Source organism: Devosia yakushimensis (assembly GCF_030159855.1).
In the GTDB taxonomy this organism is placed as follows: domain Bacteria; phylum Pseudomonadota; class Alphaproteobacteria; order Rhizobiales; family Devosiaceae; genus Devosia; species Devosia yakushimensis.
The window spans coordinates 1,138,062-1,153,528 of the sequence record NZ_BSNG01000001.1; the positions used below are offsets into that span (position 1 = coordinate 1,138,062).

The following is a 15,467-nucleotide window of genomic DNA, read 5'->3' on the forward strand; positions in this document are numbered from 1 at the left end:
AGTTATGCCATTGACTGAACTAATATGTGTCGTTTTATGAATTGCTATCTCTGAAGGTCGTGCGTATCAATTTCGAGTTTGACCTGTCTCGCGGCGCCGATGGGTCGAAGTCTGAGTAAACTGGCTCTTACACTGCTTGTCAGATGGAGAAGGGAATGGCGCCTTTTTTGACCCCGCCGAGATGGGTGCAGACGCTGCATGGTGGCAGCGCGACACGGCGTGGCCTGGCGATGACGGAGAGGCGCGGCTTCGATCTGGGGCCGGTGGACGTAATGTTCATAGGGCTTCGCTCGGTCAATGGCGGGCAGGGCGGGGTGGAGCGGCATGTCAGCTCCCTCGTCGAAGAGTTTGAAACCCTGGGTTTGCGCACCTGTACTGTCGTGCGTAACCGCTATGCACCGGAAGGTTCGGTCCAGCTCGGCCGGAACAGTTTTACGCGGGCTCTGTGGGCGCCGCGGAATGTGTCGTTCGAAGCACCGGCCCATAGCGTGCTGGCGACATTATGGGCCGGCATCGTGCGGCCGAAAGTGCTGCATGTGCATGCCATCGGCCCCAGCATTGTCGTGCCCCTGGCGCGGGCCATGGGGCTGCGCGTGGTCTGCACGCATCACGGCAGCGATTATGACCGGGAGAAATGGGGTGGCATGGCCAAGGCCGTGCTGCGGTTTGGCGAATGGTGCCAGGGCAATCTGGCCAATGGCCGCATTTGCGTGTCGCGCGGCCTGGCGCAGGCGCTCACCGACCGGTTCGGACGGCAGTTCAACTATATTCCCAATGCGGTGAACCTGCCCCGTGCGACGGCGGGGCGGGAGACGTTGGACAAATTCGGCCTCGAGCCCGGCCGCTATATCGTCAATGTCGGACGCCTGGTTCCCGAAAAGCGGCAGGACGATTTGATCCGGGCCTTTGCCCGGCTGCAGCGGCCCGATCTGAAGCTGGTGCTGGTGGGGGGCGTGGATCACCCCAGCGACTATACGCGGCGGCTCAAGGAACTGGCCGATGCCACGCCCGGCGTCGTCATGGCCGGTTTCCAGAAGGGCGATGCCCTGGTGCAGTTGCTGGGCAATGCAGCGGTGTTTGCCCTGCCTTCGTCCCATGAAGGCATGCCCATTGCCGCGCTTGAAGCGATGAGCCTCGATCGCCCGGTGGTGATCAGCGACATTGCGGCCAATATGGATCTCGCGCTGCCCGAGGATTGCTACCACAAGGTCGGATCGGTGGACGACCTGGCCGCCAGGCTCGGCCAGGCGCTGGATCGCCATGCGGGGCAGGGCGTGCCGGCGCATGACTGGTCGGGCGTCATGTCGACCTATCGCTGGCCCACGGTGGCGCAGCAGACGCTGGATGTCTATTGCGAGGCGGCACCGGCGCTCATGGCACGACGGGCGGTGCTCAGCCCCTGATCGCCCGCCAATATTGCTCGATGGTGGCGTCCAGCGCATAGCGCGAGGCGCCTTGCAGCGCTAGCGCGCTGCGGTCCCGCTGCTGGTCGGGCGCCAGCACCTGCCGCATGGCCTGGGCCAGGCTTTTGGCATCATTGGTGGGCACCAGCAGGCCATATTGGCATTCCGTGGCGGCCTCGATCGGAAAATAGGGCCGGTCATCGAGGATTTCCGATGGCCCGGAATGGCAATTGGTGGAGATAACAGGCGTGCCCAGGCACATGGCCTCGACCAGCCCATTGGGAAAACCCTCGCCATTGGAGGGCAGCACATAGCAATCGGCCGCCTTGATGATGCTGAACGGGTTCTCGCGGAAGCCGGCAAAGACCACCTGATCCTGCAAACCCAGTTCGGCAGTCTGCTGTTCCAGCGCGGCCAGCAGCGGACCTTCGCCCATGATCAGCAAGGTGCCCTGGCTATCGAGCTGGGCGAAGGCGTCGATCAGCATGGCGAAATTCTTGTTGGGCACCAGCCGGCCCATGCCCACGATCAGCGGGCGGGCATGGGGCAGATCGACGGGTGCCGCGCCGTTCTTGCGGATCATCTCCCCATCGATCGGATTGGGAATGGCCGAGATATTGGCGAGCGGGACGGCGTAATTTTCCGAGAGATCCTTGGCAATGCCCGAGGAGACGGCAATCACCCGGCTGGCGTGGCGATAACCGATATAGGTCAGGAACCGCGCCAGATAGCCGGCGGCGTTGCGCGGATGGTGGCTGCTGGTATTGACCCGCTCGCTGATGACGCAGCGTATGCCCTTGATCCGGCAGATAAGGATCGACAGCAGGTTCGACCGGGTCAAGAAACTCACGCAGATATCGGGCGCCAGCTCGTTGATCTTGTGCCAGAGCTGCCTGAGCCCACCGACCAGGGAACCCCTGGTATCGAGCTGGTGGACGATGATGGAGGAGGGCACCGTATAAGCGGCGGGCTCGACATCGAGCAGGATCAGGTGCAGCTCGGCGCCATCGGCCTTTGCGGCCGAATTGCCAAGCAGACGCGCCATAATGCGCTCCGCGCCGCCGCCGGTCAGCGAGTTGATGATAAAGACGACCTTCGTCATCGGGGTCCCAAAAAATAATACGTCATGCGTCCGGCGTCTTGCTGTGAACTGAAATATGGGCGGGGCGGCGACCCATTCCTTTAACGGCTATGTTAGTGTTTCTGTTGCAGAAAATAGTATTGTAGTGTGTCGGCATGGTAAATAGGCGCTCGAAAAGTGTATTTCCGGCCTTTTTATGGTCAAGAATTATCACTTTTGTACTCTCGGAATGCTGAGAAAGAGAGTAGCCCGATGCATAACCTCGATGTGCATACTGAGGGTCTGGCCCAGGCGGTACGACAAACGTCACGACATAGAGCCGATATACGGCGGGATCAGCCACCTTATCGCAGCCGTGGTCTTATCATTCTCCTGCTGGCGGTTGCGAGTTGGGGTCTGGTGTTCGGACTGTATTATCTCGTGCGGTTTTATTTGTAGAATTTGACGGTCCTGTCACAGTCTCTGTTTTATCTTTGCCAGTGCCTCCGTGCTCTTAAGTATTACAGAAATGTTCACTGTACAGGGGGGTGTTTTGGGCTAATGTCGACTTCGTCCGGCGGTGGGACATAAATGTTCGCGGCGAAGGAGAATAATGATGCGTGTGACAATGATCGGGTCCGGTTATGTGGGGCTCGTCAGCGGCGCTTGTTTTGCGGACTTCGGGCATGACGTGGTTTGTGTCGATCTCAACACCGCCAAGATAGAAGCGCTGCAGCGCGGTGAAATTCCCATTTTCGAACCGGGCCTGGATGCATTGGTCGCCACCAATGCTAGCGCCGGCCGGCTGACCTTCACCAATGACCTGCCATCTGCCGTGGCGCAGGCCGATATCGTTTTTGTTGCGGTGGGCACGCCTTCCCGCCGGGGCGATGGCCATGCCGATCTGAGCTATGTCTATGCGGCTGCGCGGGATATCGCGCGGGCCGTGCGGGGCTTTACGGTGATCGTGACCAAATCGACCGTGCCGGTGGGAACCGGCGACGAAGTCGAGCGCATTATTCGCGAGACCAATCCGGAGGCCGACGTTGTCGTGGTCTCCAACCCAGAATTTCTGCGCGAGGGCGCGGCGATCGAGGACTTCAAGCGGCCCGACCGCATTGTCGTCGGGATCGAGGACGAACGCGCCCGCCCCGTCATGGAAGAGGTCTATCGCCCACTCTATCTGAACCAGGGCCCGCTGATCTTTACCGGCCGCCGTACGGCCGAGCTGACCAAATATGCCGGCAATGCGTTTCTGGCGATGAAGATCACCTTCATCAACGAGATCGCCGATCTCTGCGAGCAGACCGGCGCCAATGTGCAGGATGTGGCCCGCGGGATCGGAGCGGATAACCGCATCGGCAGCAAGTTCCTGCATCCGGGGCCCGGCTATGGCGGCTCCTGCTTTCCCAAGGATACGCTGGCGCTGGCCAAGACGGGCCAGGATTACGGCACGCCGCTGCGGCTGGTTGAAACCACGATTGCCATCAACGACCAGCGCAAGCGCGCCATGGGCCGCAAGGTCATCGCCGCGCTGCAGGGCAAGGCGCGAGGCAAGACCGTGGGCGTATTGGGGCTGACCTTCAAGCCCAATACCGACGATATGCGCGACGCCCCATCCATCGCCATTATCCAGACGCTGATCGATGCGGGTGCGCGTGTCCGCGCCTATGACCCGGAGGGCATGGAGGCCGCCAGGGCCGTGCTCGACAATGTTGAATATTGTGAAAGCGCCTATGACGCCGCCAAGGGCGCGGATTGCCTGGTGCTGGTGACGGAGTGGAACGCTTTCCGCTCGCTCGATCTGGTGCGCATCAAGGACCTGATGATCAGCCCGGTGCTGGTCGACCTGCGCAATGTCTATCGGCCCAATGAAGCCGAGGCGGCAGGCTTTGCCTATACCAGCGTCGGACGCCGCAGCGGTGGCGAACAGGAGGACACCATTTCGAGTGCGGCGGAGTGATGGTGGCTCTGTGAGGAGTACTCCATAGCTTCCACCCCACAATCGCTTCCCTCGGGCTTGACCCGAGGGCCGCTTTCAGCCCGGCGCAAGCGGCGAGTGATCCTCGGGTCAAGCCCGAGGAAAGCGACGGTGTTTGGGGGTAGATGGTGTTTGGGGGAGATGGTGCCCAACAGCCATCCCATCCACGATGTCATCCCGGCGCAGGCCGGGATCCATGCTGAAGGCTATCCACGGCATCCAGCCCGAGGTTAGAGCGCGGAATGAATTCCGTTCTGCGCCGGACATTGCGGCCGATTGCGCGATCTGTTGCTCTCAAGGTTGGCTCCCAACCTACCCTCCCCACTGTGCCTCCCTCGGGGCCTGACCCGAGGGCCGCTACCAGCATGGCACGAGCGGCGAATGGTCCTCGGGTCAAGCCCGAGGAAAGGCGACGGTGGGTGTGGCGGGACAATGCCTCACCAGCCACTCTTCTCACATCTGATCAGCCAACCGATAAGCCAGGCACAGCAGCGTCAACATCGGATTGGCGCTGCCCGAGCTGGGGAAGACCGAAGGCGACAATATCCTGACATTGGGGAAGGCGTGGCTGCGCAATTGGTTGTCGACCACGCTGTCGCCGGCAGTCGTGCCCATGCGCGTGCTGCCTGAGGGGTGATAGACATCGCGGAAGTCGCTTTCCCGCAGGGGAGTGTCGGCAGCGGTGAGCCAATCGATCTGGCAGGCGCTTTGCAGGGCATGGCCTTCCCACATCCGCCGATAGATGGCGAGCGCCTGGTCGGCGGTCTTGAGATCGCTGTCGAGAATGCGCCAATCCAGCTTGATGCGCGGAACGCCAAGCGGGTCGACGCTATCGGAAAGCTCGATGCGGTTGGCGGCGCTGGGCAATTGCTCGGTGCGGATTTCAGCATGGATTTCCACCGATGGCGGCAGCAGCCAATCGTGATGCAGCAGGCGCCAGGCGGCCGCATGAGCCAGTTTGCGGCCGGAGGTCAGGGTCGCGCCGATATTGGCGTCCGGCTTGTCGAGCCGGCGGCGCAAGCGGTCACGGACGACATTGACCTCCTGGTCCATCATGTCGAGCCGCAGGCAGAGATAGGCCGAGCCGAGAGTGCCATTGCGCTGGGCGGCGGGCAGCAGCTCGAAATGGGTGGCGTGGCGCTGGCCGCGGGTGCGCGCGTGCCCGACCAGGTAGGCGATCATATTGGGGGCGAAATGGAATACCCGGCCGACATTGACCGCCAGGTGGTCGACAAAATGCTCGCCAATGGGCCCGGTGGATTTCGCGTCGGCATTGGCCTTGCGCGCCAGCAGCAGCATGAGCCTGGTGCTCTCGAGCGTGCCGGCGGCGAAAACGAACTCATCGGCCTGGATGGAGACCTGCCGGCCGTGAAATCCGGTTGCTCTTATGGCGGCGATGCGGTTGCCTTCCGGCGACAGGTCGAAATCGACTGCCGTGGCATTGGAGAGCACAGTAATATTGCCGTTGTGGGCTATTTCGGGCGCCAGCTGCAGATAGACATTGCGATTGCGGAAGCGGACGATTTTGGGCAGGCGGCATTCCACGCCATCGACGCTGCCGATGGAGACCAGGCTTTCCGGCCGTCCCTCGGGCAATTGCGCGAAGTTCCGGTCCGGCATGTCGAACAGGATTTCGACGTCCCGTGCGTGGCGGTAGATATCGTCATAGGAGATCGGCCAGGCGGGCAGGCCGACATAGTCGCGCGCAGAAAGATCGTGCCTGGTCAGGGGGATGAGCCGGCCGCCCCACAGGTCGGACGTGCCGCCCAGGCCGCGGTGCCGGCCCTTGAGGGCGCCATCATACTCGGCCAGGGGGGCATCGATGGTATTGAGTGCGGTTGCTTCCGCCGTTGGCGCGGAATGTCCGCTTTCCAGCACGATGACCCGTTTTCCCCGCTGCGCCAGCCGCATGGCCGCAGCTATGCCTGCCGGACCTGCTCCGACAACGCAAATGTCCCAGCGCAGCTCAAAATCTGCTGGACTAGCCATACTAAGATCGACATGCGGCACACTTGCCCTCCAAATGCAGCAATGATGTCAATTTAGGTATTATTGCCCGAAGGTGTGCCTTGTAGTTCTGGGGAAGGTATTGCTTCCGGGTAACATTCTCGATGATGGCACCTCATTTTGAGTTTTTCCATCGAGAATTTCTTATAAAACATGAGTCTAGTAATATTTTTTGGATGCGGCAGTAATTTGACAAAAAATACAATAAAGTACGACACTAAAATAGCGTCGTTGCCGTTCGCGATAACTCTTTCGCCGGAGCTTTAGTCAGTAGGCTGTGGTCAGAACTTCAATGTCCTGCGGCGGGCCGGGCTTGACTTCGAATTCGCGGTTGAACACCTGGTCGCCCTGCTTGGCGAGGACGAGATAGGTGCCTTCGGCGAGCACCGTTGTGGGGAAGGCACCCAGCTCGGTGAATATGGTGGCGCCGTCGGCGGTTTTTACCGTCCAGTCGACGTCTGCAATGGCTTCGCCACCCGCTTCCGAGACCAGTTTGAAGGAAATCTGGCTGGCCAGATGGTAGAGCGTGGCATCGGTCAATTGGCCGGGCTCCACCTGCAGATCGGCACGCACTACCGCGTTGATGGCACCGAAATGGGAAACCACGTGATAGGTGCCCGAATTGATGGTGACGATCTCGTTGGCCTGCACGCCCTGGGCGATCGGGGTGCGCGTGGCCTCGTCGCCCGAGGTGAAGATCTCGAAGCTGAGCAGATTGGGCGGAATGGGAATGTCGCCGGTGACGGCGGCGTTGAGGCGCAGAGCGCCGGCCTCGAGGATATAGGTCTTCTGATTATCGCCGGGGGTGACCGATAGCGTGTCGCTGATTTGGGCGCGGCCATAGGCGATATGCACCAGATATTCGCCCGGCGGCAGGGAGAGCTTGGCGGTGCCCTCGTCGGATTTGGCCGCCATGGCGATTTCGCCGCTGGCATCGGGGGTGGCATCAAAGATGCGCCAGATAAGCCCCTCGGTGATCGGGGGACTATCGGGCGTGATGATTGCCGTCAGCGTTACCGGTTGTGGCGCCGAGGTGATGGCGTCGATGGCTTCGGTTGCCGGGCTGTCGGGCGAAATGGCGGGTGGCGCGATAGTAGGCCGCGCATCCGGATCGGGCCGCGGGCGCGGCATGGGCGGCATTTCCTCGGCTTGCTGGGCCATGGCCGGCATGATGGCGAGCGGCGCCAGCGGTTGCCCCAGCGCCAAAACACCCAATAGGATCGCCAAGAACGGTCCAAAACGCATATCGATACCCCGGCCTTGCCGCCCTGGCGGCGATCAGCACGCTATTGCGCTGCCGCCGACTCGCAATCGGGCCGTGATAGGCAGCGATTGGGGAGAAGCTGTGTCACAGCCGACCGTGATTGAAAACCGGTGAGACTGTGTCGCATGCGATTTTGTGTGAATGGACTGGCCGTGGCGGCCAGCGACTTGTATTGCTCCGGCACTATCGGGAGATGACCATGCCTGCCAATGCTGCCCTCGTCGATTACCTGCTGACGCGCCGTTCGGTCGGTCCGGCCTTTCTGGTCGAGCCGGGTCCGAGCGCGGAAGAACTCAAGACCTTGCTGACCATCGGGACCCGTGTGCCCGACCATGGCAAGCTCGCGCCCTGGCGGCTGGTGCTCTTCACCGGTGACGAACGGGGCCGGGCAGGGGCTGTGCTGGCCGATATCGCCAAGACGAAGAACCCGGCCGCCACGGACACCGAACTGGATATCGAGCGCCAGCGTTTCCTGCCGGCACCGCTGACCATCGGGGTGATTTCGACGGCGGCGGAACATCCCAAGATTCCGGAATTCGAACAGTTGATCTCGGCGGGCAATGTGGCCTTCAACCTGGTGCATGCCGCCAATGCGCTGGGCTATGCCGCGCAATGGGTGACCCGCTGGTACGCCTATGATGCGGAGGCAGCCCAGGCGCTTGGCGCCAGGCCGGGCGAGCGGTTTGTCGGCTTCGTGCATATCGGCACCCCCACGACCAAAATCGAAGACCGGCCGCGCCCGCCGCTCGATGAGGTGGTGAGCTACTGGCAGGCGCGTTGAGGTTAACAGTCTGTTAACGCTGATTGGCGCTTTGTTAACCAGAGCGATTCCCCGGGTGAGTTTGCGATGGGCGTGCAACCCATAACTGTGCCGCAGAGCCTGGCCTATGTCCTGACCGCCGCCGGCGACAGGAATGGGGTGGATTTCGATTATCTGCTGCAAACCGCCATGCGCGAAAGCAGCCTCAATCCGCAGGCCAAGGCGCAGACGTCATCGGCTGTGGGACTGTTCCAATTTCTTGAATCCACCTGGCTGCAGGTGCTCAAGCAGGAGGGGCCCCGGCTGGGTTATGGCCAATATGCCCAGGCCGTGGAGGTGACGGCCGACGGTGACTATGTCGTGCGAGACCCGGCGCAGAAGGCCCAAATCCTCAAGCTACGCGAAGACCCGCAAATGGCCGCCGACCTGGCCGCAGCCTTCACCAAGAGCAATGGTGATTATCTGAGCGCGCGCTTTGGGCGGATGCCCAGTGCCGGGGAGCTTTACATTGCGCATTTCCTGGGCGCGCAGGGGGCCGAGCGCATGTTCAATGCCGGGCTGCAAAATCCCGAGCAGATCGCCGCGCAATTGTTTCCCAAGCAGGCCGCAGCCAATCGCGCGATCTTTTACGATGACGGCCGGGCCCGCACGATCCGCGAGGTCTATCAGTCGCTGGTGGCTAAGCATGTCGGCACACAGCCGGCCGCCTCGTTTACGGCGCAGCAGATGAACGGGACCACCCCGACCGAGCCACCGGTCGTGGCGTCGCGGTTCTCGCCGGAGAACATGTCGTTCACCGGCCTGTTCAAGACGGTGGAGGAGGGGGCTGCCAGATCGCCCTTGCCGACCCTGCCGGAAGAGGGGGCAGCGTTTTTTACGCAGCTCTATGCGCGCTAGCTGCCTGTGGGGTCTCAGCAAATCCAGATGGCCGCGATACCCTGCGAATCGGCGGCACATAATAGCGGAACTCGCCTGTTTCCGGTGCATTTAGAATTTATCAGTCATAGGGGTGCAGACTGATTGAACTGCGATCCGGTTGGGATGAATCTGCTGTAGCTGAGCGATTCTAGACCAGATCGGCGCTAGCGAAGCGATGGATTGAAATATGGCCAGATCGACTACGCGGGGGGAAGTCGAAACGGGGCGCGGAATACCGCGCGGCTGGGTGATCACCGGGATGGCTATTGCCGCCTGGCTGATTGTCGTGGTCGCGGGCTATGGCGCAATCAACCTGTTCGACCTGGCCTCCAACATTCTTTGACTGTCGTAACTGCCCTTGCGGCGTTCTAGCGCGTTAGTATTGTTATGGTGAACCGTTCCTTAAAACTTGCCGGATAGTCTTGCCCTGAGTTGCTCCGGGGTGTGGCATGGTTGAGTATAACGAGTTCCTGTGGTTGGCGCAGTCGCCCGATAGCGAGGAGCGCGGGCAGGCCGCCTATATGGCGGCAAGCGCCTATCTCAGCCATAGCGGGCCGGCCGATGAACATGCGGCGTTGTACGCCGTATTGTTCCGGTTTCTTGAGGACCCTTCGGTCAAGGTGCGCGCCGCCTTGGCCTATGGCCTGTTGCATTCGGCCGAGGCGCCGCGACCCATTATCATGGCTCTATTGCACGATAGCGGGGTGATCGCCCGGGCCGTGCTGCAATATTCGCCGGTATTGATTGACGCCGATATCATGCCGGTCGTTCGGCAGGGCGAGCCCGATCTGTTGATTGCCATCGGCCAGCGGCAGACGCTCAGCGTGCGGTTGGTGGATGCTCTTATCGCCCGCGATCATCGCCAGATGACTCTCAAATTGCTGGCGCGTGCCGATATATCGATCGGCTCGGCCTCTATCGACCGGTTGGTGGCCACGCAGGGCACAGATGCGCAGATGCGCGGCGCCTTGCTGCGGCGGCAGGACCTGCCGGCAGGCGCGCGGCTGCTGCTGGTGCAATTGGCCATGGAAGCGATGCGCGGCGCCCGTATCGTCAAGGGGGCGGTGGCGCCGGAGCGATTGAACCGGCTCTTGCGCGATAGCGTCGATACGGCGATTTCCGCCATTGGCGAGCGCGAGGCGATCAATCCCAGCACCGGCTATGCCGCCGAGCTGATTGCCAGCGACAGGCTCAATATGCGCGTGCTGCTGCATGCCATGGTCACCGGCCATGTGATGTTCTTTGCCAATTGCGTGGCCGAGCTCAGCCAATCGCCGCGCGACAAGGTTTTCACCGTGCTGGAGGCCGGCAGCCGCTCGGCCATCAATGCCTTGCTGGTGCGTTGTGGCATGGGGCCGGCCATGCGCGACCTGCTGATCAAGCTGATCGGCCATGCCCGCGCCGCCGACCTGGCCGACGATGCGGCCGCGCGCCATCTGGTGGTGACGACACTGACCGAAAGCCTGATTGCCGACCATGCCGGCAATATCCCGGAAGAGCTGGAAGAGGCGTTTGCCTATCTCAGCGAGCAGAATGTGGCCCTGGCCCGCAAGGCGGCCGAGGGCGTCATGTCGGCCTTTGCCCAGGAAGCCGGCCAGCGGCGCATGGTAGTGCCCGATTGGGACGAGACGCTGGCTTTGCCGGCGGCATAGTCCGCGAGGTCTGCTGAAAAGAAAACCTAATAGCGGAACTGCTCGGTCAACACGCGCTCTTCGAGGCTCGTGCCGGGGTCGAACAGCAATGTCACGCCGCTATCCCGATCCTCGCGGATGACGACTTCCAGCACGTTCTGGAATTCCACATTGTCGGCAACGGCGCTGACGGGACGCTTGGCGGCTTCGCGGGTGATGAACTTGACCTCGGCCCGATTGCCCAGAATAGCGCCGCGCCAGCGGCGGGGGCGGAAGGGCGAGATGGGGGTCAGCGCCAGCAGCGGGGCATCGATGGGCAGGATGGGGCCGTGCGCGGAAAGGTTATAGGCGGTGGAGCCGGCCGGGGTCGATAGCAGCACGCCATCGCAGATCAATTCGTCGAGGCGCGTTTCGCCATCGACCACGATCTGAATCTTGGCAGCCTGATAGGTCGAGCGGAACAGCGAGACTTCGTTGAGCGCCAGAGCCATCTGGGTCACGCCCGAGGTGCTGAGCACGGTCATGGACAGCGGATAGATGCGCGTGGCCTGTGCCGCGGCGAGCCGTTCGGCCAGATGGTCCTCGGAAAAGACATTCATCAGAAAGCCGACCGAGCCGAAATTCATGCCGTAGACAGGCACGTTGCGGCCCATGGCCTGGTGCAGGCTCTGCAGCATCAGGCCATCGCCGCCAAGCGCCACGACCACGGATGCCTCGTCAACCGGCACATCGCCATAGCGTTCGCGCAAGCGCGCGGCTGCGGCATCGGCCTCGGCGGTGCCGTTGGTCACAAAGCCAACCCGATCTGTCTGGAAGGTCACGTCGCATTCTCCGGCAGCGCAGTCCTGGCGTCGGAAGAAAGTTCTGCCGATGCTTTTGGGCCGTACCATAGAAGCCAGGCCAGTGCCAGACGCAAGGCCGTGGCGGGTACCATCAACTCGCCGGATTGCGCACAGTGGCGGTCAGCAGGCGCGGGGACTCCCCGGGCGCAAGGCGGATGGCGGTCAATCTGCCGGTGGCGTAGGCGCCCGTATCGATGCAGATGCGGCCAGGCGATACATAGGGCACCGAGGCCGGGGTATGGCCATGGACCACGAGCAGGCCTGTGCGCCGGGCCGGCTCGGCGGCCGGATCGTAACGCATCCATTGCAGAACGTCGTCGCTTTGCTGCTCTAGGGGGATGTCGGGTCTCATGCCGGCATGAACCAGCACGACGCCCGGAAGGCTCAGCGCGACCGGCAGGCTTTCCAGGAAATCCAGGTGGCTGGAGGGAATGTGCCCGCGCAGGCTGGCGAGGCGGGCCTGCAGGGTGGCCGTCGTGAAGCCGGCCATGGGCATGCCATAGGATTGCAGCGTTTCGAGCGCACCCAGCTTCATCCATTGCGCGCCTGCCGCCGGGTTGCGGCAATAGGTCAGCATGAGCTCTTCATGATTGCCGGCAAGGCAAATGCGTCGTGTTCCCGGTGGAGCGGGGGTCAGCAAGTGGTCGATGACACCGGCGGAATTGGGGCCGCGGTCGACATAGTCGCCCAGATAGACCAGCCAGATTTCCCCGTTTGTGCCTGCCGCATCCTCAAGGATCATCTGTTCGATGCGCTGCAGTTCGGCGAGACATCCGTGAATATCGCCAATGGCATAGATCGCGCCGGGCCATTCATCCGCAACGAGACGCTGGCGCCCCTGCGGCTCCGGCTCGCTCTGACGCTGCGGCAGCAGGCGCCGTAACAGCGAAAGCATATTTGCCTGCGGCATTGGCCAAAAACTCCGGCGCGGCGGACCCAGGGGTGATTTTGAATGCCCAGAGATGGCGATTCAAGCATCAAAGCCGGGCAGGGTTAAGCTTGGCCCGCTTGAGTAGCGATCAGAGTGCCAAGCGAAGCGAATTGTCGAAGCGGCCGGTATCGGTCGTGCGATGCCCGTGATCCGGCTGCCGGGCCGGCTCGAGCGAGCGCCGGATGCGCCGCGCGGCTGCTGCAATGCGGCTCAAACGCGCGACCGACAAGCCGTGGATGGCCGCGAGGGCAGCGGCGACAAGAAACACGGCCCAAGCCAGCCAAGCCAGCGTGTTGCAGGCCGCAACCAGCGCGATCAAGGCGGCGAGCACAAAGGGGACCATCCGCGTGGTGCTTTGTCGGAGCGCGCTGCGCCAGATTTCAGGATCGGCGATGCGCAGGCCGATGCCGTAGATATCGGCGGCAAGCAGGGCGCCTTGGCCGAGTGCATTATAGAAATAGAACGTGCCGGAGCGATCCGTGGCGAGAAATTCAGCAAGCTGGGGTTCGGCGGCGACACGACGAAACCCGTCGCCATCGGTAAAGCTGACCTCGGCAAAAACCCGGTAGAGCTGCTGCTCGGCGCTGGGCTGGACGGCCTCGATCGTTCCGCGCTTGATGGTGAAGTCCAGACCTGCATCAAACGCTGCCGCCATCGCCGTTCCGTTCGCCATGAGCCAGACCGTTCGCGCCAGAAATATCTGACAACGCGATGGCCGGCAGCTTCGTAGAGGTGCTGAGACATTATCCAAACGAAGCGTGGACACAAGCGCGGGCACGGGGATGGCAGGGCAATGTCCAATGGATTTTTTGTGACTAGAATTCGCGACGGAACTGATCACTAAAAGCGCATGGCTCAGAGATAAATTCTGAAGATTCCCATCTTTATTTCAAGTAATTCTCGGAGGGTCGCGGCGTGTTTCTAGAAAGGGACGTCGCGGATATGGGCGGGCAGCACCCGTTGCGGCGGTAGAATGCTGCCCGTCGACGTCAGTCGATGTCGATAGCGTGTATCGAGCCCAGTAAATACAATATCGTAGCAGCAATTCTCCTGCTATATGGCGCCCGATCACTTTTTCGGACTGACGCTGAATATCTGCAATGCGCGTTTTGCGGTTGACGGAAGGATTTATCCGCCATCGATTGAATTGTTCTGCCCCGGAGCGTCGTGGATATACAGTATATTTTCTGGTGATGGGTTGAGTGTTTTGACCATCCTGTTCAGATGGGGCCCTAAAAAAGACCAATCTGCGGGTTAGTGGGGCATCTGTGGGCAAAATTGCCCGGAGCGCCGGTGAGATGCAGGAGGGGCGCTATGGCTGCGGGTTATGGATGGACCGATGATGAAGACCATGTGGCCGGCGACGCCGTAACGGTCAGCATTGCCTCCGATACGCGGATACTCCGGATTGCCGGGCTTGAATTCGGCACGGCCAGCGCCTGGGTCTATTGGCCCGGCACGGTTTACGGTGGCCAGCATATCGAGCCCAGGGCCGAGGGGCCGTTCGACGATGTCGGCGTTGCGCTGGACTATGCGGCACAGATGTCCGCGCTTTACGGCTTCAATCGTGTGGTTGTTGCCTTGCAGGATGCTTCGCTCTGGCGGGCAGACTGGGGTGAGCTGGGGCCTCGCCTGGACCTGCATTGACCGTCAATTTGACGTCATATCGGGCGCCGTTGTGAATGTCGCATGGGCCAGCAGCCCGCGGTGGTTGGACGCGAAATTGGATGGCATGGCGCCGATCTCGTCGATGCGCAGAGCGCCGCGTGTGAACATATTGTCGATCGGCACACCCAATTCTCCGAGGCGCACCGGCCAGGTCGAGGGGTAGCGCGGCGGCGGCGCCAATTCGTTGCGGGCCACGAAGCGGCGCAGATTGCGGGACCAGGCTGCGCTGTTGAAATCGCCCGAGAGCAGCACAGGGCCCTCGATCTGCCGCAGCAGGCGCGTGACCTGCCACAATTCGCCAATGGACATCCGGTCGAAATAGGGCTTGCTCAGATGCAGAGCCACAATGGTCACCGTGCGCCCGTCAATAACGGTGCGTGCCGAGATCAGCCGCTGGCGCTTCATCTGGCCAAGCAGGTGCATCTGCGCGTTGACAAACGGGGTGCGTGAAAAGAGCGACAAATCGCAGGTCCGGCTATTTTCGCACCCTATGCGATAGGGGAAGGTGGTTTTCAGCCGATCGAGGGCGGATTCGATGCCCGGCGTCTCCAGGATTACCGCGATATCAGGGGCCTGACTGATCATGTAATCGGCAATTTCGGTGCCGCGATCGGAGGTCGAGAGCACGTTGAAGTTCATGATGGAAAAGCCATCGCCTGCGATGGCGGGGCCCAGGGTGTCGCGCGCTCTCTGTTGCGCGTGAATGACATAGGCGCCCTGGGCGACGCAGGCCAGAATGAAGCCCAGCGCCAGAACGGCGCGCCAGCGCGCGCCCAGCAGATAGAGCACCACCGGGAAGGCCAGGCATGCCGCTGCGATATGAAAGCGCACGGAATCCAATACGTCGGCGTTGGGCACCGGCAATTCGAGGGCTGATGCCAGGAGCACCAGCACAGCCAACGCCGCCAATATGGAAATCGACCCCCGAAGCTCTTGTTTCATCGTGGTGGACCGCTTCGGGAAGATTGTGCCGACATGGATACTCGCAGCGCCAATAGCGAT

Annotated in this window: 14 protein-coding genes; 7 read left to right on the top strand and 7 right to left on the bottom strand. The window is 61.8% G+C overall.

Features of this window, described 5'->3' with window-relative positions; all coding sequences use genetic code 11:
• Positions 1–155: 155 nt before the first annotated feature.
• Complete coding sequence (locus tag QQL79_RS05520; RefSeq protein ID WP_284388706.1) at positions 156–1,403, top strand: glycosyltransferase family 4 protein; 1,248 nt, start codon at positions 156–158, stop codon at positions 1,401–1,403.
• Here the strand turns inward: QQL79_RS05520 and QQL79_RS05525 are convergent.
• Positions 1,393–2,505 carry a glycosyltransferase gene (locus QQL79_RS05525; protein WP_284388708.1) on the bottom strand — a complete coding sequence of 371 codons (1,113 nt, stop codon included), beginning with the start codon at positions 2,503–2,505 and terminating at the stop codon, positions 1,393–1,395. The genes QQL79_RS05520 and QQL79_RS05525 overlap by 11 nt on opposite strands.
• A 574-nt stretch (positions 2,506–3,079) precedes the next feature.
• On the opposite strand from QQL79_RS05525, the gene QQL79_RS05530 reads away from it, so the two are divergent.
• Positions 3,080–4,426, top strand: coding sequence for a UDP-glucose dehydrogenase family protein (locus QQL79_RS05530; RefSeq protein ID WP_284392826.1), 1,347 nt, complete (start codon positions 3,080–3,082; stop codon positions 4,424–4,426).
• A 471-nt stretch (positions 4,427–4,897) separates the two neighbouring features.
• Here QQL79_RS05530 and QQL79_RS05535 read toward each other — a convergent pair whose 3' ends face one another.
• Entirely contained in the window at positions 4,898–6,433 is a 1,536-nt protein-coding gene (locus tag QQL79_RS05535) for an FAD-dependent oxidoreductase (protein ID WP_284388710.1), read from the bottom strand.
• A 285-nt stretch (positions 6,434–6,718) separates the two neighbouring features.
• Positions 6,719–7,696 carry an RgsD C-terminal domain-containing protein gene (locus tag QQL79_RS05540; RefSeq protein WP_284388712.1) on the bottom strand — a complete coding sequence of 326 codons (978 nt, stop codon included), beginning with the start codon at positions 7,694–7,696 and terminating at the stop codon, positions 6,719–6,721.
• 218 nt (positions 7,697–7,914) lie between these two features.
• On the opposite strand from QQL79_RS05540, the gene QQL79_RS05545 reads away from it, so the two are divergent.
• The 4 genes from QQL79_RS05545 to QQL79_RS05560 all read left to right on the top strand — a co-directional run bounded on the left by QQL79_RS05545 (position 7,915) and on the right by QQL79_RS05560 (position 11,045).
• Complete coding sequence (locus QQL79_RS05545) at positions 7,915–8,496, top strand: nitroreductase family protein (protein ID WP_284388714.1); 582 nt, start codon at positions 7,915–7,917, stop codon at positions 8,494–8,496.
• A 66-nt stretch (positions 8,497–8,562) separates the two neighbouring features.
• Entirely contained in the window at positions 8,563–9,372 is an 810-nt protein-coding gene (locus QQL79_RS05550) for a transglycosylase SLT domain-containing protein (protein WP_284388716.1), read from the top strand.
• Positions 9,373–9,580: 208 nt separating this feature from the next.
• Complete coding sequence (locus QQL79_RS05555) at positions 9,581–9,736, top strand: hypothetical protein (protein WP_284388718.1); 156 nt, start codon at positions 9,581–9,583, stop codon at positions 9,734–9,736.
• 106 nt (positions 9,737–9,842) lie between these two features.
• On the top strand, positions 9,843–11,045 hold the full coding sequence (locus QQL79_RS05560; RefSeq protein WP_284388719.1) for a DUF2336 domain-containing protein: 1,203 nt from the start codon (positions 9,843–9,845) through the stop codon (positions 11,043–11,045).
• 26 nt (positions 11,046–11,071) lie between these two features.
• Here the strand turns inward: QQL79_RS05560 and QQL79_RS05565 are convergent, their stop codons facing one another.
• From QQL79_RS05565 to QQL79_RS05575, 3 genes are all read right to left on the bottom strand, one after another.
• Positions 11,072–11,845, bottom strand: coding sequence for an NAD kinase (locus tag QQL79_RS05565; protein ID WP_284388720.1), 774 nt, complete (start codon positions 11,843–11,845; stop codon positions 11,072–11,074).
• A 112-nt stretch (positions 11,846–11,957) separates the two neighbouring features.
• Positions 11,958–12,776, bottom strand: a complete 819-nt coding sequence (locus QQL79_RS05570) for a metallophosphoesterase family protein (RefSeq protein WP_284388721.1) — start codon at positions 12,774–12,776, stop codon at positions 11,958–11,960.
• 109 nt (positions 12,777–12,885) lie between these two features.
• Positions 12,886–13,452: a hypothetical protein gene (locus QQL79_RS05575; RefSeq protein WP_284388722.1), complete on the bottom strand. Its 567-nt coding sequence runs from the start codon at positions 13,450–13,452 to the stop codon at positions 12,886–12,888.
• Positions 13,453–14,111: 659 nt separating this feature from the next.
• Between QQL79_RS05575 and QQL79_RS05580 the strand changes: the two genes are divergently transcribed.
• Positions 14,112–14,444: a hypothetical protein gene (locus QQL79_RS05580; RefSeq protein ID WP_284388723.1), complete on the top strand. Its 333-nt coding sequence runs from the start codon at positions 14,112–14,114 to the stop codon at positions 14,442–14,444.
• A gap of 3 nt (positions 14,445–14,447) precedes the next feature.
• Here QQL79_RS05580 and QQL79_RS05585 read toward each other — a convergent pair whose 3' ends face one another.
• A complete protein-coding gene (locus tag QQL79_RS05585) occupies positions 14,448–15,407 on the bottom strand; it encodes an endonuclease/exonuclease/phosphatase family protein (protein ID WP_284388728.1) in 960 nt (319 codons plus the stop codon).
• Positions 15,408–15,467 lie beyond the last annotated feature (60 nt).